This window comes from Bacillus sp. FSL K6-0268, from assembly GCF_038005425.1.
GTDB classification, from domain to species: Bacteria; Bacillota; Bacilli; order Bacillales; family Bacillaceae_G; genus Bacillus_A; species Bacillus_A thuringiensis_S.
On sequence record NZ_JBBOTF010000001.1, the window covers coordinates 2500140 to 2518503 of the forward strand.

Here is an 18364-nt window from a genome sequence, read left to right on the forward strand (position 1 = left end):
AGTACCTACTCTTATAGGTACTTTTTTCTATTTTGATTAATTGTGCATCTAGTTACAATTGCGACTTCATTTCTATTTGAACAAAGGTTAACTAAAATGAGTGGGTCTATAAAAGATTACTATTTAAATAATATAAAAATAGATTGTTCAAATTAAGAATTCTAAAGATCCTAGATTATGCCTAAACAGATAAGTAGCTAACCATCTCTACACTCGATACCACAGAAAGACTGCCAGTAATGGTGGTCTTTTTAAATTGGTGAGATTGTACTAGGTTGAGCAAAAAAATGGAACCGAAAAAGTTATTTCTAATGAGGATAGCCTTCTTATGATGAAGTTTAATTCAGTGGATCTGCAAGCAAACATAAAAGAAGGAAAAAATTACAATTTTACTTTACGTGGATATAGAGTACCTATACTTTCATGGTTTCCAAATTTAGATGGTGCCGAACCACAAAATTAGCACTATTCTTTAATAAAAAATCCTACTCATTTTTTACTGAGTAGGATTTTTTATTAAAGAGCTATTTCGTATTAATTTGTGCCATCATTTAATATGCTATTTTTAAATGATTTCCAAATTTAATAACTAATTATCTAAATTTCTAAATTCTATACAGCACTATCAATTAAAAAATTATTAAATATATCTTCTATCTAAAACATCGTATTATCATTAGCTGCTTCACTTGGAATCTCTTGAATTACATCCCAGTGTTCGACAATCTTTCCATCCTTGATACGAAATATATCCACTATAGCAACTCCCTTATCTTGAGAATTAGTACGAGAATGTACATGAAGAGCAACCGTATCCCCTTCAGCTACTACACGTTTAATCTCTGCAGAGGAATTAGGATTTTTAACAAAATCCTCCTTAAAGAAATCCATGAAGGCTTTTCGTCCATCAGCAACAAAAGGATTATGTTGCTTATACTCTTCACCTACATATTTAGGGATAATATCGATATTATGTTTGTTAAAAACTTCATTATAGAAATCAACTACCATCTTTTTATTCTTTTCATTTTCTTTTACTTCTTTTGATACAGAAGCAACATTTTCGCTCTTAATTGAGTTCCCTTTGTTATTACCGGTGGAAGCTTGATATACCAAAGTCGAAACTACTCCTAAAATAAATACAGAAATAATTGTTATGATTAAACTTTTCTCTAATTTCATATATACCTACCTCTTCTACTTAAATAAGTTTTCTTCTATAAAAAGTTTGAAGAAGGAGAAACCTTCCCAAAAATGTAATGTCAGGGGTAATGTTAGGAATTTCATTTATCCTCCCCCTATACAAGGCATATTAGAAACGATTAACTCTAACTTAATACCTCATTAACAGTTGCACTGTCCACAATTTGTATAAACTTCTTAACCTTATCGTTCTCATCAAACTTATAAAGATGACAAAAATCTGCTACAAATGACTTCCCTGTAGCTTTATATGTTCCACTATATTTTCCATACACAATAACAGTATTGTTATTAAAAGCATAAATTTCATCTTTTGCACTATAGTTATCCCATTCCGTACCAAGACGTTCATGTACGTTCTTCACTACTTCATCTGGACCAATATAAGTACCCGCATATGGAAACCCAGCAGCTTCTGTCCAAGATACATTTTCACTTAAATACGTTTTGAACGCATCCAATTTCCCTTCGCCAGTTAACACATACGTTTCATGTAATAGCTTTTGATATTTATTCATATCATTAACCCCAAGGCATTTCTTTTGTTACAACTTTTGCACTTAATTCTAATACACCTTTATTTGCATAGCCTGGATATGCTGCATCAAGTCTTGCTACAAAATCTTTTGAAGTTTTACTTTCCTCAGAAGCTTGAATCGCAGTTCTTAGATAATCCATTGTCGCAGTAAGTGCTTGATTATTTAAGGATTTTTCAATTGATCCATGGCTAGGTACAATGATGTCAGCATGTAATGCTTGTAACACTTTCAAGTTTTCAATCCAAGCCTCCATTGCCGCTTTTGAGCTAGTATCAGCTAAGAATACATGGATTTCGTTAAATACATCAATACCACCAATTAATACTTTCAGCTCTTTATTAAATAAGCTAGTTCTGTAATGATCTAAGCCTACTAGTTCAAATGTTAACCCCTGAAAATCAATTGTTTTTTCTTTAAACACTTGAGGTAATACCACGTTATTCGGTGCATTTTCTCCAAGGGCGTCTTTCCAAACTTTTAATTTCCCTAAGACAGAATGAACGATATGTTCAACAGTAGACTCTGTTGCATACGCTATAGCTTCTGGGTAAACGGCTTTAATGCTCTCTAATCCAAAGTAGTAGTCTGGATCCCCATGAATAATAAAGATTTTATCTAAAGATAAGTCGTTTTTTTTCAGATACTCAACAATTTCTTTCGAATCAGATTGAGTAAATTTTGAGTTTATTAAAAATGCATGTCCTGCTTTCTCAACTAATGTTGCTGTGACCATAAAGCTTTTTTCGTCCGAACTAAACACCGTTAATTTCACATCTTTTTGATTTGTATCGATTGTTTTAAACATAGTATGTTATTCTCCTTTTGTTAAAGTTATTAACTAATCATCATATTTTTATCTTGTTCCGATAAAGTGAAACTTTAATCAGTGGGGGTTTTGTTCATCCCCCACTGATTATTAGTTGAACCAATCGGACTTTTACGGACAGTTGATCCCCCACCTAACTTCTTTGCTTCCACTGAATTTTGAGGTGGGGGTCTTACCGCCCGTTAAAGCGGGATAAAATCTCCCACTCCCATTTATCTGAAAGTGTAATAGTACTGGCGAATATTCCGGAGATGAATGTCAGGTGGCCTAAGATAACATGTTTGCTACTATATCCTAAATTTTCTTAATATAAATTTTTAAAACGCGCTTCAATTTTACCTGGCGTCATTACGCCACCACCAATAGGAATAATTTGAGTATCCTTTTGTAAAAGTAATGAAGGATAGCTATTAACACCAAGCTGTCGAACTTTATTGAAATCATTTTGGACATCTAATATTGTTTCTTGAGCGTTTAAACGTTTTAATACTTGTTCAGGGTCCAAACCATGCTCGATTGCAATTTTGCGATATGTTTCAGGATCACTCAGACTTTGGCCCTCATAATAAAACGCTTTTTGCATAGCCGAAGTGAATTCTAATAAACGGTCTGGCGCTAATGAGCGTAAAGCTGAAAAACCAATTGCAGCATCTTTCGAATTCATTTTAAAAGTCCCTTCCTCCACCAATTTTTGATAGGAAGGACCAAATTCAGCACCTGTAAGTTGATTAATTCTTTTATTTCCCTCTTCTATATATGAGAAGTTTTTCATTGGTAAATTATCTAAAAATAACCCTCCACATAAAACTGTTAATGGCACTTCAGTGTGGTTTTTGTAAAATCCTTTAATACTTTCTGAAAAACCATAGCACCATCCACAATATGCATCCCATACGTAAATAAGGTTATCTTGTTTCGTCTCCATTTAAATCTCCTACCTTTTTTTTATTATCCAGCTCAACTAAATTTTTGGTTTATATAAGTACATCTTTTTATACCTTGTTCTTTTTTAGATACCTTACTATATTTCCCCAAAACTAATATTTCCAAAGAAAGATCTACCAAGGTTTTTAACAAAAGATAACGTTGCACCTTATTGCCCCGTAACAGAAAATACTAAAGCTTGGAATATGCATTGATTTGAATGTGTTAGTAACTTTCTACACCGGGTGGCAACGTATGGACCACCATCCTTAATTAAATATATAAATCATATTTTTAGCAGATATTAGTTGTAACTAAATTGATTACATCTTTATGTAACTATTTTAGTTACAACTAATATAGAAGTCAATTCTTTTTTTCAAAAACATTAAATTTCTACATTAAGTTACAACCAATCCCACTCTTTACAAAAATATATCAACGTTTATTCAATTATATCAATCGTAACTCCGAATATATCAACGTTTCGACACAACATATCGATTTACCGACAAATTTCGAGCGCGCTATCTCCTAAACTAACAACCAATCCCACACCACGTCCACCTACAAAGAAAAAAGCACCAGGTCCCCCCTAGTGCTCTCCCTCTAAAACAAATGACAAGCCACCTCATGCCCCTTCTCAATCTCCACCATCTTCGGTACTTCCTGTGCACATTTTTCAGTGGCGAATTTGCAGCGCGTTCTGAATTTGCAGCCGGATGGTGAGTTTAGTGGACTTGGTACTTCTCCCTCTAGGATGATCCGTTCTTTGCCTGTGTTTGTTGGATCTGGTTCTGGCATAGATGAAAGTAGTGCTTGTGTGTATGGATGTGCCGGTTTTGTGTATAGGTCTTCACTGTCGGCAATTTCTACTATGTTTCCTAAGTACATGACTCCGATTCGGTCTGATATGTGCCTTACCATAGATAGGTCATGTGCGATGAATAAGTATGTGACGCCTGTTTCTTCTTGAATGTCTTGCAGCATGTTTACGACTTGTGCTTGGACTGAGACATCGAGTGCTGAGATTGGTTCGTCACATAAGATAAAGTCTGGTTTTACAGATAGTGCCCGCGCGATGCTAATGCGCTGGCGCTGGCCTCCGCTAAATTCGTGCGGATAGCGATATAAATGTTCTTCTTTTAAACCTACCTTTTTCAGAAGGTCTAAAATGATTTCTTTTTGTTCTTCTTTTTCGTAGGAACCGTGAATGTTCATTGGCTCGCTAATAATTTGGAATACATTCATTGCCGGGTTTAATGATGCGTATGGATCTTGGAAAATGATTTGCATTCTTTTTCGATATTCTTTTAGTTCACTTTCCTTTAAACTTGCGATATCTTTTCCGTCAAACAAAACGTTACCTGAAGTGACATCATGTAAGCGAATGATACTTCTTCCTGTCGTTGATTTTCCACAGCCAGATTCCCCTACTAACCCGAATGTTTCACCCTTTTTAATAGTGAAGCTTAAGTCATCGACTGCTTTTAATTGCTCTGTTTTTCTGCCGAATAGTCCTTTTTTAATAGGAAAATACTTTTTTAAGTTCCGAACTTCAATTAAGTTTTCTTCATGCATGTGAATCACCTACTGTCTTATCGTTTAACCAGCACATGGAACGTCTTTCGTTTCCGATTTCAAAATATGGCGGACGTTCTTTTTCACAAATGTCCATCGCATGCGGGCAACGCTCTGCGAATGGGCAACCTTGTGGCGGGTTTAATAAGTTTGGCGTTACACCTTGAATAGGAGCGAGTCTTTCTTTTACGCCGTTCGCTATTTTTGGCAAAGAGTTTAATAGCCCTTTCGTATATGGATGATTCGGCGATTGGAAAATATCAAGTACAGGTCCTTCTTCCATAATAAGCCCGCCGTACATAACGATAACGCGCGTACAGTTTTGCGCGACGATTCCTAAGTCATGCGTAATAAGAAGTAACGCCATATTCGTTTCGTTCTTTAAGTTTTTCATTAAATCTAGTATTTGCGCCTGTATCGTTACATCAAGTGCAGTCGTCGGTTCGTCAGCAATAAGAAGGTCCGGATTACAAGACATCGCCATTGCGATCATAACCCGCTGCTTCATACCACCGCTTAGTTCATGCGGATATTGTTTTACCCTTTCTTCTGGTGACGAAAGGCCGACTTGTTTTAACAAGTTGATCGCAATCTGCTCTGCTTCTTTCTTTTTCACTTTTTGATGACGTATAATTACTTCCGTCATTTGTTTCCCAATTTTCACGACTGGATTTAGCGCTGACATTGGGTCTTGAGAGATAAGTGAAATTTGATTTCCTCTAATAGAACGTAATTCTTTTTCAGATTTAGAAAGTATGTTTTCATTATGAAAAAGGATTTCCCCTTCTTTCACTTTTCCTGGTGACGTAACGAGAGACATAACAGACTTCGCCATTACACTCTTCCCGCTTCCAGATTCCCCAACGATACCAACTACTTCTCCTTTATGTAAACGAAATGTAACGCCGCGAACCGCTTCTACTTCTCCGCTTTCTATGAAAAAAGAAGTCTTTAAATTATTCACTTCTAATAGTTTTTCAGACACGTTTCTCACTCCTTTCACGTAACACTTTAGTTTTCATTTCCAGCTCCTTTTGGCGCGAAAGCTTTCTTCAATGCTTCACCAATTACGTTAAAACTAAGTACCGTTAAAAGGATAAGGAATCCTGGGAAGAGCGTTAAATACCAAGCTTCGCCAATATACCCTTGCGCATTGTTTAGCATGCTGCCCCAAGAAGAATCTGGTTCTCTAATACCTAATCCTAAGAAGCTAAGTGATGATTCCATTAAAATCGATGTCGCAATTGTTAATGTCGCAGCGATAATAATGGTTGATAAAATGTTTGGAATGATATGTCTTACAATAATTGCAAGTGATTTCTGTCCAGATACTTTTGCATACAAAACGTACTCACGCTCTTTTACAGATAGCGTTTCTGCCCTTACAATACGAGCGGTGTCCATCCATGTTAGTAATCCAATAATAAGAACTAACGTCGTAATCCCTGGTTTTAAATAAGCATTTAATAACAGCATTAAGAAGAATGATGGAATTGACATAAGTACTTCTACAATTCGCATTAAGAAGTTGTCTAACTTTCCGCCATAATATCCACTAATTGTTCCAACTGCGGTTCCGATTGTAATAGATACAACCATTGCAAGAAAACCGACCGCAAGCGAAACGCGTCCGCCATATAATGCCCTCGTTAAGTAATCCCTTCCGTAATCATCCGTGCCGAAAGGATGACTCATACTCGGTTCTTGTAAACGATCTGGAATCGACATTTTGCTAGGATCGTATGGCGATACGAATGCAAAAATGGATGCGATCGTTAAAACCGCAAGTATAATAACTCCCATTAGTACAAACTTATTTTTCGTAAAACTACTTTTTATCGTTTGAAATCTCCTATTATTCATTCCAAATCACCCCCTCATTCGAATGCGCGGATCTACTACGCCATATAAAATATCAGCAATTAAGTTACCGAGAATTAACATGAATGATGATAATAATGTAATTGCCATGATAATCGGATAATCAAATCTAAAAATAGCATTTACCCCGAGCGAACCAAGTCCTGGCCATGAGAATACTGTTTCCGTAATAAACGCCCCGCCTACTAAACTTGGAATAGATAACCCGAAAATTGTAATGATCGGTATTAATACATTTCGAAGTACGTGATTAAATAAAACGGTCTTCTTTGAAGCACCGTACGCATATTGAATTTGTACGTAGTCTTCTTCTAATTGCTGAATCGTACTTGAACGAATATATCTCATATAAACAGAGACGTTTTGGAACGCAAGCACCATACAAGGTAAAATGCCGTGTTGGACAATATCCCAGACGGAATCTTGACCGACTGTGCGCATACCCATGCTCGGAAGAAGGTTCAACTTTAAAGAGAATAAGTAAATTAATAGTAAAGCGAACCAAAAGACTGGCATTGAAATTCCCACATAAGAGATAAAGTTCACAATGCGATCAAAGATAGAATTCTTTTTCACACCTGTAAGTAGTCCAAGCGGGATTGCGATTACAAATGAGACGAGTAAAGACGATCCCATTAAGCCGATTGTCGCAGGTAACCTTTCTACAATAAGATCTAGAACAGGACGATGGTTTTGAAGTGAATAACCAAAGTTCCCTGTTAAAATATTTTTTAACCATAAAATATACTGCATATAAATTGGTTGATCTAGCCCTAAACTTGTGCGAATACGCTCAACATCAATTGGACTCATATTCGGCGTGACAAAGTTTCGAACCGGATCGCCCGGTGCTAGTTTTATTAATAGAAAAGAAATAATAGAAATAACAAATAAAAGCGGAATTGCATTTAAAAGCCTCTTCCCAATTACTTTATACACAAACTTCCCCCCTCAAGGTAAAGTGAAACTTTCATTAGCCTACATCAATTAGGCTTTAACTTGATAAAGAAGCTGATTTCCACCAGCTTCTTTATTGTTTCTTATTTCACTTCATAAATCTTAGATAGATCTTCAAACATTGTGACAGGAATTGCTTTCGCTTCTTTTAATCCGTCAAACTTTTTATCTACTGCAATAACTGCTTTCGGATACGCGATTGGTAGATAAGGTACGTCTTCTCTAGCTGTCTCTTGAATTTTATGGTATAGCTCTGCGCGTTTTGTTTTATCTGTCTCAACTGCAGCTTCTTCCCATAACTTATCGAAATCAGCGTTTTTATATCGTGCATAATTGTATTCAGCATTGCTTAAGAATAAGCTCTTATATGAATCTGGCTCAGGTCCCATTATGTAACCACCAAATGTAATGTCATATTCTTTATTCTCTTTATCTAAGCCTTTTTCACTTGCCGCACTAGCATCTAATGCATTTAGTTCAACTTCTAAGCCAACTTCTTTTAATTTTTGTTGTGTATAAAGCGCTAAGCTTTCCATAATTTTATTATTCGTTACATACATCACACGTACTTTTTCCTTATCTTTCACGCCAGCTTTTGCTAATAAATCTTTCGCTTCTTTTTTATCATACTTATAGTCTTTAATATCTTTCGCATAATACATAGCGTCTGGCGTTAAGATTGAATTTGCTGGTTCTGCAAATTCACCCGAAACGAATGCTGAGTTAATCATTTCTTTCTTATCTAACGCATGTGCAATTGCTTGGCGCACTTCTTTTTTCTTCATAAGATCAGTATTCATGTTATAAGATAAGTAGAATAATCTACCTTCAGGGAATGTCACCATTGAGAAGTTCCCAGTGCTATCTAGTTTCTTAAAGTCTTGCGGCTCAATCATCTTCATGTTGATTTGACCATTTTGCAGTGAAACATTTGCTGTATTACGGTCTTTTACAACGCGGTATACGATAGAGTCTAATTTAGCTTTCCCACCTACATAATCATCAAATCGATCTAATGCAACGTACTCATCTGATTTATACTCTTTAAACTTAAACGGCCCTGATCCTACAGGCTGTAAGTTTTTCTTACTCTTCGCTAAATCTGCTTCCCCTTCAAATACATGTTTCGGAATTGGGAAGAAATCATTCATCACACCTTCGAAAGATGCGCTTACTTGTGGTAAAACGAATTGAGTTGTTAACTCATCTACCTTTTTCACCTCAAGCGGCTTTCCTTTAAAAATAAAGTTTTCACGACTTGAGCTATTTTGCTTCTCATCCAAAATAGATTGGAATGTAAATGCTATATCGTCTGATGTAATTTTCTTACCATCATGCCATTTCAAATTATCTTTTAATTTCAATGTCCACGTTAATTGATCTTCTGAAGGCGTAAAGCTCTCAGCAAGGACAAACTTTTTCTTACCGTCTTCCATATGATATAGCGGCGCATATAAAGCTTGCTGCACAGTTAATGACACACGATCATTCGCATAAAGCGGATTCATCGTATCTGGGTTATCGCTAACACCAATCGTTAACGTTCCTCCATCTTTCGGAGTCCCTGATTTACTAGTGCCCGCTTGCTTCGAAGAATCTTTTTCCCCAGAACAAGCCGCTAATGCAATAAGTAGTATTAGAACAAATGGTAATGCAAATAACTTCTGTTTCATCTTTCGGCCCCCTCGAACTGTTTATACCCATAAGAAAACTCGGAATTAATCCCGAGTTTTCTTATAAGTTTTAAATTACCACTACCTGTATGTAAAGTCAAACTTTTTTGTAAATGTGGAAAGTTTGCAATCTACTAATACATTCTTGCCATAAAATATATTTATAAGGATGATAAAATAAAAAGACCACCAAAAGGCAGTCTCAAAACTCAATCTTACTCCCTACTCCTTGCTCCACCGCTCTCTCATACAAATACTTCGCAACGATAATATCCACTACTGCCAAACCAACTGATTTGAAAATAGTAATCTCTTCATCGCTTTCGCGGCCTGCTTTTTCCTCGCTTATAATTTGACCAAGTTCAGCGTGAATGGCGTTCGCTTTGAATAGACCTTCTTTTATCGGAACTTGGAGATCGCCTGTTTCGTCTAGTGCTGCTTCTTTTGATTCGACTACTACTTTGTTTGCGCTTGTGATGGCGTGAGATGGTAGTTCTTGCATGCTCGGTCTGAATGAGCCGACGGCGTTTACGTGGACGCCTTTTTGTAGTGTTTCTGAGAAGACTGGTGTGGATGCGTTCGTAGTTGTGACGATGATGTCTGCTTCGCTTATTGCTTCATTTGGATCTCTATAAACGTATGCTGGTTTACCTAATTTCTCTTGTATATATTGCGCAAATGCATACGCTTTTTCTTCTGTTCGATTGTATAAAATGACCTTTTCGATATCTCTAACTGCAAATATTGCTTCGGCAATCCCCTTTGCTTGTTCACCCGTGCCGATAATGCATAAAGTTTTTGCGTTATGACGAGCTAAATATTTTGTCGCTACTCCTGATAAGGCACCTGTTCGAATCATCGTTAAGTACGATCCTTCTAAAAGTGCGAGTGGTTCTCCCGTTTGAAAGTCTGATAGCATCACAATCCCATTGATTGTTTTCTTTCCTATCTGTTTATTTTGCGGGACTACCGTTACTATTTTTACTCCAAGTGCCTCAAGCCCTTCCGCTACTGAAGGCATAATTAATGCCGTATTTTGCTCATTCGCAAATGGTAATGAGCCTCTTATTGGTGTAATCGTTCTTTCTGCGGAAAATTCTTTTAAAGCAAGCGCCGCGTATTCAATAACTTCATTCATATTTACTAAGTTTCTTTGTTCGTTCGCGCTTATAACTAGCATATCTTTCCACCCCCTCCTTCTACCCTAACAAAAATCCCCGTTTCAAATCATCTCTCGGATCTACAACGAACTGATGAAACCCTGTAATAAATGCATGCCCCGTTACTTTCGGAACGACAGCTTCATATGTACCTACCGCTGTTACGGATAATACTTCTCCCTGGAATTTCCCATCAGTAATGCATTCATGGACGAAGATTTCTCCTTTTTGTAAGGCATCTTTTTCAAAAAGAGTTGCGATTCTCGCTGAAGTTCCTGTACCGCAAGGAGAACGGTCTACTTGCCCATCAGCAAAAATCGTTACATTTCGTAGCGTAGCACCTTTGTCTTTCGGTTCATCTGAAAAGATAACGCCGTATATTCCTTTCAATCCTTCTTCAAGTGGATGTTTCACTTCTATTTTGCTCTCTATATAATGTTTAATTTTACCGCCCCACGTTTGAATAGCGGGCAAGTCTTTAAAATCAACTTTCAAACCAAATTCTTTACAGTCTACAACAGCATAAAATGCTCCTCCAAACGCGATATCTACTTGAAATTCATAGTTATCTATTTTAATAGGAACGTCTTTTTTGTATACAAATGAAGGAACATTTTCAAATGATACAGATTCTACTTCACTCCCGTTATATTTTGCATACGCAACAACTTCTCCGGCCGGGCTATCAATAATGAACTTTTGTTTTTCACCCTTTACTTCAAACATGCCTGTTTCAATTCCAACTGTAATGACAGCAATAATGCCATGACCACACATCGTACTCCATCCTTCATTGTGCATAAATAACACGCCAAAATCAGCATGAGCACTTGCTGGCGGTGTAATGATACAACCGTACATTCCGTGATGCCCTCTCGGTTCATACATCAGAACTTCACGAAGGTAATCCAAATGTTTCATACAGTATGCGCGTCTTTCCAACTGCGTTTCCCCTTTTATTTCTGGCACTCCGCCCGTAATAATTCGAAGCGGTTCCCCAGCTACGTGTGCATCAATCGTTGTATATATTTTACTAACCTTCATTTCTATCTCTCCCCTATACGTTGATACTATTTCCAACGCAAGTATCATGCCAAATCGTATAGCATTCCTTTTTTCAAATCCCCTGGACAATGTGTATTCTTTTTTCAACAAATTCATATACAACTGTCTACTTTTTTATACACGGCTTGGACGTTACGCTATAAAACACCTCGATAACTTTGCAATTTCACTGGTACACACATGTAGGATTCCTTTTATCATTATTATTTTCAATGTAAAGTTACTTCGCTCCCAAACATATACTGTTCAAAAGCAAAAAGGAAGTGATCCAATGTACTACGGAACAAAAGGCTGGTACGTAGCTGAACTAAAAAAATTAGGCGTACGCTATCATGAAGGACGAAAACTAGAAAGTTACCGCGGGCACATATTACGCAATTTATTAATTGCACAACAAGAGAAATTAAAAGAACAGTAATAGATTCTCCTATCACAATATCAACTTATCGCCGCCTACAAACTGCCAATCAATCACACATTAAACTACACTAAAAAGGTCACCCAAACGGGTGACCTTCCTTTCTTATTCACAAACAAGAATTTGTCTAGTAAATGACCCTTTTCTTGTAATACAGCGATCTGTAATTTCAAATCCTGCTTCATGGATCATGTCATCCATTGTCTCCATCGTTACAACGACTACCTTTTTAGCAATGCGGCGCGCACTTGAAAGAATGGAGAGCTGGTCTTCTGGTGTGGCATGCGTAAATAAGTCATACGGCATATCGATAATTGCAACGTCGTAGTTCTCAGTAATTTCTTCAATTGGTCCTTTTGTTACTGTTCCTTCAAATCCAAAATGTGCGATGTTTTTTCTCGTTCCAAGAACTACAAGTGGATTAATATCTCTACCAACGATATTAATCCCCATAGAAAGTGCTTCTACTACTACTGTTCCAATACCGCAGCACGGGTCAATTGCTCGTACTCCCTCTGGATTTGGTACAGCGATATTTGCAACTGATCTCGCAACACGTGTGCTAAGTGATGTCGAATAGCTATGCGGTTTTTTTATGTGATGATACCAAACTGGTTCGCTTTCTACATAGTGCCCGAAGTACCAGCGTCCTCCAAGAGGAACAATCCCGAATACACGCTCTGGATTACGAACATCCGCTTCTCCTTCGATATGCATGCCAAGGTCTCGTTCAATAAGACGTCTTTCTCCATATTCAATTTTATTCTCCCCAACGAGGTCATTGATTTTAACGAAAATAACTTTAAATGTCACTCCCGCCAAATCAATTTGTTCCACTTGTTTTAAAATGCTTTCTAAGTCGTCCCCTTCATACATAACCTCAACGCGCTCTTTCATAAACGCACTTCTACTCGGGTCAATTTTTACATCACTTTTTAAAATATTAACGTGGGACTCCATTCCAAAGAACGAGCGCATTTCCAAGTAACATAAAGCACGCTCCTCCTCACGAAATGCATACGTATATATACAGGCAGGTGTTTTACTATGATTATTCAATCTATTATCATCCTCTATCGTTTAAAATTGTTATGATTACAATTACTCAATACTTTTCTTTTGTATATAAAATTAAATGATATCATATGCCGGAAATAAAGAGAAACGTTAATAAATAAAAGAGACTGCCAATGGCAATCTCTTATTATTTATTAACGGAAAGAAGACACGTTGTTACCCATTTCTTCATAGTAATCTAAAATACCTTGATAAATAGCTTCCGCTGCATTTTGTCTTTGCGCTGGTGTAGCTATTTTATCTGCATCACTTTTATTATCTACAAATGCTAATTCTGCTAATACAGCTGGCATTGTATTTTCTCTAATTACGTATAAATCGCCTTTTTTCACACCACGATCTTTTGTTCCCAGTGCATCTACAAGACGCTCTTGAATTTTTTCTGCTAGTAAACGACTTTCTGATACGTTAGGATTTGTTCCTCTTGCTGTCGCTGATTCATAGTAGAACGTTTCTGTACCTTGTCCATTTTTCTCTTCCGTGCCATTACCATGAATGCTTACAAAAATATCCCCATTATTTTTTTGAGCAAATTCTACACGTTTCTTTAAAGAATCAGAAGCACTTGTTCCTGGACGTGTATCATCTGTACGAGTGAATAACACAGTAAATGGTGTCTTTTTCTCAAATATCTTCTGTAATCGCAATGATACATCTAATACAGTTTCACTTTCTTTCTCATAATAACCTGGATTACCTGAATCAACTCCGCCATGACCTGGGTCAATGATAATCGCTTTTCCTTCTAAGAAGTTACCCTGCTTCACTGGATTTAATTGATTTTTATTAACCCATTGGAAACCAGCGCCCATGCGGATACGAATCCAGCTGCCGTTCTCTTCAATAACAGTTACTTGTTGTGCGCTATGTGTTCCCATTACTTTTGAAGAAGAAGAAGCTTCTGCATAAGTAGTGAATCCTTCATTAATAACTTCTGTTTTCTCTACTAAAGGTGTCCATTTATCACCTTTACTTGTTGCAATTTTGATCCATCTATCTCGTTCTTCTTTAATTTCAACCATTTGTGGATTATGCTGATTTGCACTAATCCCAGAACTTAATGATGGTGCGTGATATGTAATGAATTTTCTATCTATGTACATTTTCTTTGTTTCTACTGGACGATCACTATTCTTGCTAAATTTATCTGTTTGCGCAGTAAGCTGAGCTGCTTGTTCACGCGTAATAGAATCATTCGGTTTCCAGCCATTCTCTGTACCTAAAGAAAGTTTTAATTCTACTAAAATATTAACTTCTTCTTTACCCCAATGATTCTCTAAATCAGCGAATTTTGTAGGAACTGGTCCTGTTACTTTGCTCTTCAGATTATATGCTCTTACAAGCATAGCTGCCATTTCAGCACGAGTTACTTTTCCTTCAGGATCAAATACTCCTGGTTCTCGCCCTTTAATAATATTCTCTTTTTCCATGGCTGCAATAAATGAAGCTGCCCAACTATTTTTTGCATCATTATAAGACGGCTTTGCATTTGGATCTACTTTAGCCCCAATTGCTGTTGCGATAATCTTTGCTGCCTGGGCACGTGTTAAATTTCCGTATGGCATAAAGTTACCATCTGGCATACCGTTAATTACATTTCTCTCTACTAAATAATAAATTGCGTCTTTCGACCACGCACTATCTGAAACATCAGGAAATTTCTTCGTTTCTGCTAAACTACTAATTGGATGTGCTAGTAAATTTGCTGCTAATAAACCTGCGGCTATTGCTTTGTACTTCATGAAAAATAAATCTCCTCTCAAAACTTCATATTCATACATTTTTTTTAATCAAGCTAACTAAAACATATTAACTATTAATTAATTCCTTTCATAGTGTATAACATTATATATCTATAGTAAACACGTTTCCGGCCGTATAACAAAAATCGCATATATATAACTTATAATGAATGTATATAAAATAAAACTTTAATCAGCCCACAAATAGCGGGCTAAAAAAGCGATTAGAACATGTCTCCTAATCGCTTCGCCAAATAAAAAGCTGATTAAAAATAATATTTTTAATCAGCTCTCTATTATCTATGAAATTATTCTTCAATTAAATTAGACATTACATATGCATACACTAATGATTCTGTATGCGCAATAGAACTTTCATGTGTACGTTCAAATGCGTGAGAAGAATCAATACCCGCTCCAATTAACGCATGTTTCACGTCAAATCCCGCACGAATCGCAGCTGATGCATCAGATCCGTAGTACGGATAAATATCTACTTTATATTCAATATGATTCGTTTTCGCAAGCTCTACTAAATGTTTACGTAAAGCGTAATGGTACGGGCCGCTAGAGTCTTTTGCACAAATAGATACTGTATATTCATCAGATGTTTGTCCATCACCTAACGCTCCCATATCAACTGCTAAGTATTCAACAGTTTCTTCTGGAATATTAGAATTACCACCGTATCCAATCTCTTCATTATTAGAAATTAAGAAATGCGTCGTATATGGTAATGTTACGTTTTCATCTTGTAATCTTTTAATTAATTTTAATAAAATCGCAACACTTACTTTGTCATCTAAATGACGTGATTTTATGTATCCACTCTCTGTAATTTGAACGCGCGGATCAAATGAAACGAAGTCTCCTACTTCAATTCCTAATTCGCGTACTTCATCAGCTGAAAATACGCGCTCATCAATACGAACTTCAATATTTTTCTCATCGCGTTTTGCTTCACCTGCATCTTTATATACATGTACAGATGTTTGATGCATTAAAATCGTTCCTGTATACGTCTTGCCACTTGATGTTTCAATTTCGCAATATTCTCCTTCTACAGAGTTCCAGCGAAATCCACCAATCATAGAAAGACTCAGGCGACCATCAGGCTTAATTTCTTTTACCATCGCACCTAACGTATCAACGTGTGCCGTTAATAAGCGGTGCTGCGCATCATTCTTCCCTTTTACCGTTAAAATAAGAGCGCCTTTATTATTACGTTTCGTTTCTACGTTCCACTCACTGACATAGTTTTCAATGAAATTAATAATTTTTGCTGTATTTCCAGACGGACTCGGAATAGAGACAAGCTCCTTAATAAGTTCCATCGTTTCTCTCGCATGATGTGCCATTGTCGTTTCCTCCTCATTTTCTCTACTATTCAGTATACAAAATTCACCAGAAAACCTCTACTTATATAGCTTAATTTTCTAAATTGTAGTAAAATTCTTTTTAGTATACAAAAGGAGTCCTGAAATATGAATATATCAAAAAAATATATACACATTGCACTCATTTGGTTTTTAGCATCATTATTTTGTTTACAAGTTTCTTATGCCGTTCATACTACTACTTCTATTACAATCGGCTGGATATTAACAGCTATTTTCTTCATTATTAGCTTCATTGCAACAAAAAAGCATAGCGTTACTCATTAACGCTATGCTTTTCCTATTAAACTATTCTTCCGAGACATCTAATAAATAAATCCCTCTTTCAAATCCACCGCGCTCTACTTCTTTTTTCTTACGAAGGCGTTCCACATCTTCAATTGATGCACCTTCCGCACGTGCTAATGAAATGATTACTTCTAGTGCATCCGCAAGAGAATCTAGCGCATGTTCGCGTTCTTTCATAGAAGCAAATTCACGAATTTCTTCCGTTCCAATTTTCGCTAAAGCTTGTATGTATGCTTGACCTGTTAATTTTTGTGCGGTATACGTTTTTCCAGACATTAAAATCTTCTCTGGAACACGATCTCTTACTAACTTGTTATATGCTGACATCATTCATCCTCCTATATTTAATAACACCCGAGCTCTGCTTTATAGAAAAACCATTTTTTCTTCACGCATGCACTTAACATATCAATTCCTGATTCATGTGCTCTTACATGCGGAAAGAAATAGTGCTCTGAGTTTTCTTCCTTACCATATAGAGTTTGGTACTCATCTGGAATCGCTTCTTTTTTCACATCTTTTTCTTTCGTCACCCCACCAGAAAACGCAACACTTGGATGTCCCTCAAAAAATAACGCAGTCCGAACTGCCAAAGATGGTGTACTATGCAAAGCAGAATATGTAAGCAAAATAATAGTGATAACACCGATCATTCTCTTCATGTATTACTCCTTAAAAAAAAGTGCTAACACAATTATACTAAAATGTGTTAGCACTTTCTCCCCTTTATCCCGAATTAACGAGCTACTCATGAGGAATGGACAAACTTTATTCCCCTTTAAATGCTGGTAAACGTTTCTCTAAAAACGCAGCAATTCCTTCTTTATGATCCGCTGTTTGTCTCATTGCATATTGACCACGCTTTTCTAATTGCAATGTTTGCTCTAAATTAGAGCGATTTACTTCACATAAAATTTGCTTCGTTTGAATCATTGCTTTAATCGGTTTTTGTGACCATTCATTAATTTTTTGCTTCACAGCCGTTTGGAAATCTTCGCCGATTACTTCATCAATTAAGCCGATATCAAGCGCTTCTGTCGCTGATAATTTCTTACCTTCCCAAATAATTTGCTTCGTCATATTTTCACCGACGCGCTTTTGAAGGAAGAAATGACCGCCTCCATCTGGAATTAAAGCGATTCCAATAAAGTTCATCGCAATAACAGATGATATATCCGCCATTACATAATCAGCTGTTAACGCAATACTTAACCCAAGACCTGCAGTTGGTCCATGAATTGCACTAATAACAAGCTTTGGCATCGTATATAACGTCACGACAACTTCAGAAATGGTATTCATAATGCCATCAAACTTACTTTCATCATTACTTGAAAGCATCGATTTAATATCCCCACCCGCAGAAAAACCACGGCCGTTTCCGCATAACACAACGATATGCGCAGAACTTTCCGCTACTTCTTTCAACTTTTGTAATAACTCTTTTAATGTCGGCTCATCTAACGCATTTAACACCTCTGGGCGATTGACCATAACCGTTGCAACGTGGCCTTCATATTTCACAACGACAGATTCTGTTTTACTTGTTATTTCCATTATATATACCCCTCTCGTATATTAATATTTAAGCCCTATCTCAGGCTTAGTTTTTCTCTCTAATAAGAGTCCAGTA

20 protein-coding genes are annotated in these 18364 nt (G+C 36.6%); 3 read left to right on the plus strand and 17 right to left on the minus strand.

From position 1 onward, the window contains the following. The first annotated feature begins 328 nt into the window (after nt 1-328). The gene (locus MHI28_RS12900) at nt 329-463 is read left to right on the plus strand and encodes a hypothetical protein (protein ID WP_000975316.1); all 135 of its coding nucleotides are present in this window, start codon (nt 329-331) and stop codon (nt 461-463) included. A gap of 194 nt (nt 464-657) precedes the next feature. Here MHI28_RS12900 and MHI28_RS12905 read toward each other — a convergent pair whose 3' ends face one another. The 11 genes from MHI28_RS12905 to MHI28_RS12955 all read right to left on the minus strand — a co-directional run bounded on the left by MHI28_RS12905 (nt 658) and on the right by MHI28_RS12955 (nt 11788). Then, entirely contained in the window at nt 658-1182 is a 525-nt protein-coding gene (locus MHI28_RS12905; RefSeq protein WP_000764209.1) for a nuclear transport factor 2 family protein, read from the minus strand. A 146-nt stretch (nt 1183-1328) separates the two neighbouring features. Next, nucleotides 1329-1721, minus strand: a complete 393-nt coding sequence (locus tag MHI28_RS12910) for a nuclear transport factor 2 family protein (protein ID WP_001046370.1) — start codon at nt 1719-1721, stop codon at nt 1329-1331. 4 nt (nt 1722-1725) lie between these two features. Next, a complete protein-coding gene (locus MHI28_RS12915) occupies nt 1726-2547 on the minus strand; it encodes a cytoplasmic protein (RefSeq protein WP_098505542.1) in 822 nt (273 codons plus the stop codon). A 325-nt stretch (nt 2548-2872) separates the two neighbouring features. Then, on the minus strand, nt 2873-3493 hold the full coding sequence (locus MHI28_RS12920; RefSeq protein WP_063675018.1) for a DsbA family protein: 621 nt from the start codon (nt 3491-3493) through the stop codon (nt 2873-2875). A gap of 608 nt (nt 3494-4101) precedes the next feature. Further along, nucleotides 4102-5073: an ABC transporter ATP-binding protein gene (locus MHI28_RS12925; RefSeq protein ID WP_000544137.1), complete on the minus strand. Its 972-nt coding sequence runs from the start codon at nt 5071-5073 to the stop codon at nt 4102-4104. Then, a complete protein-coding gene (locus MHI28_RS12930; RefSeq protein WP_086402842.1) occupies nt 5066-6058 on the minus strand; it encodes an ABC transporter ATP-binding protein in 993 nt (330 codons plus the stop codon). The genes MHI28_RS12925 and MHI28_RS12930 overlap by 8 nt, the downstream gene beginning before the upstream one ends. 26 nt (nt 6059-6084) lie before the next feature. Further along, nucleotides 6085-6936 (minus strand): ABC transporter permease, encoded by an 852-nt coding sequence (locus MHI28_RS12935; protein ID WP_001065307.1) that lies wholly within the window; start codon nt 6934-6936, stop codon nt 6085-6087. Between the two features lie 6 nt (nt 6937-6942). After that, nucleotides 6943-7893 carry an ABC transporter permease gene (locus MHI28_RS12940; RefSeq protein ID WP_000278807.1) on the minus strand — a complete coding sequence of 317 codons (951 nt, stop codon included), beginning with the start codon at nt 7891-7893 and terminating at the stop codon, nt 6943-6945. Between the two features lie 101 nt (nt 7894-7994). Beyond that, on the minus strand, nt 7995-9584 hold the full coding sequence (locus tag MHI28_RS12945; protein ID WP_000810663.1) for an ABC transporter substrate-binding protein: 1590 nt from the start codon (nt 9582-9584) through the stop codon (nt 7995-7997). A gap of 202 nt (nt 9585-9786) precedes the next feature. Continuing rightward, nucleotides 9787-10764, minus strand: a complete 978-nt coding sequence (locus tag MHI28_RS12950; protein WP_017762836.1) for an ornithine cyclodeaminase family protein — start codon at nt 10762-10764, stop codon at nt 9787-9789. A 19-nt stretch (nt 10765-10783) separates the two neighbouring features. After that, nucleotides 10784-11788, minus strand: coding sequence for a proline racemase family protein (locus tag MHI28_RS12955; protein WP_086413209.1), 1005 nt, complete (start codon nt 11786-11788; stop codon nt 10784-10786). Between the two features lie 208 nt (nt 11789-11996). Here MHI28_RS12955 and MHI28_RS12960 point away from each other — a divergent pair, with 208 nt between their 5' ends. Next, nucleotides 11997-12227: a YflJ family protein gene (locus MHI28_RS12960; protein ID WP_074790672.1), complete on the plus strand. Its 231-nt coding sequence runs from the start codon at nt 11997-11999 to the stop codon at nt 12225-12227. A 105-nt stretch (nt 12228-12332) separates the two neighbouring features. Here the strand turns inward: MHI28_RS12960 and MHI28_RS12965 are convergent, their stop codons facing one another. The 3 genes from MHI28_RS12965 to MHI28_RS12975 all read right to left on the minus strand — a co-directional run bounded on the left by MHI28_RS12965 (nt 12333) and on the right by MHI28_RS12975 (nt 16404). Then, nucleotides 12333-13286, minus strand: a complete 954-nt coding sequence (locus tag MHI28_RS12965) for a TRM11 family SAM-dependent methyltransferase (protein WP_086413208.1) — start codon at nt 13284-13286, stop codon at nt 12333-12335. 152 nt (nt 13287-13438) lie between these two features. Then, nucleotides 13439-15046, minus strand: a complete 1608-nt coding sequence (locus MHI28_RS12970) for an N-acetylmuramoyl-L-alanine amidase (protein WP_086413207.1) — start codon at nt 15044-15046, stop codon at nt 13439-13441. Between the two features lie 308 nt (nt 15047-15354). Further along, complete coding sequence (locus tag MHI28_RS12975) at nt 15355-16404, minus strand: M42 family metallopeptidase (protein WP_151524937.1); 1050 nt, start codon at nt 16402-16404, stop codon at nt 15355-15357. A gap of 126 nt (nt 16405-16530) precedes the next feature. Between MHI28_RS12975 and MHI28_RS12980 the strand changes: the two genes are divergently transcribed. Further along, a complete protein-coding gene (locus MHI28_RS12980) occupies nt 16531-16710 on the plus strand; it encodes a hypothetical protein (RefSeq protein WP_001027087.1) in 180 nt (59 codons plus the stop codon). A 21-nt stretch (nt 16711-16731) separates the two neighbouring features. Here MHI28_RS12980 and MHI28_RS12985 read toward each other — a convergent pair whose 3' ends face one another. From MHI28_RS12985 to MHI28_RS12995, 3 genes are all read right to left on the minus strand, one after another. Continuing rightward, complete coding sequence (locus MHI28_RS12985; RefSeq protein ID WP_001277348.1) at nt 16732-17058, minus strand: nucleoside triphosphate pyrophosphohydrolase; 327 nt, start codon at nt 17056-17058, stop codon at nt 16732-16734. 17 nt (nt 17059-17075) lie between these two features. Then, nucleotides 17076-17393 carry a hypothetical protein gene (locus MHI28_RS12990; RefSeq protein WP_000827125.1) on the minus strand — a complete coding sequence of 106 codons (318 nt, stop codon included), beginning with the start codon at nt 17391-17393 and terminating at the stop codon, nt 17076-17078. A gap of 106 nt (nt 17394-17499) precedes the next feature. Next, nucleotides 17500-18288, minus strand: a complete 789-nt coding sequence (locus MHI28_RS12995; RefSeq protein ID WP_000406892.1) for an enoyl-CoA hydratase — start codon at nt 18286-18288, stop codon at nt 17500-17502. Nucleotides 18289-18364: the final 76 nt, after the last annotated feature.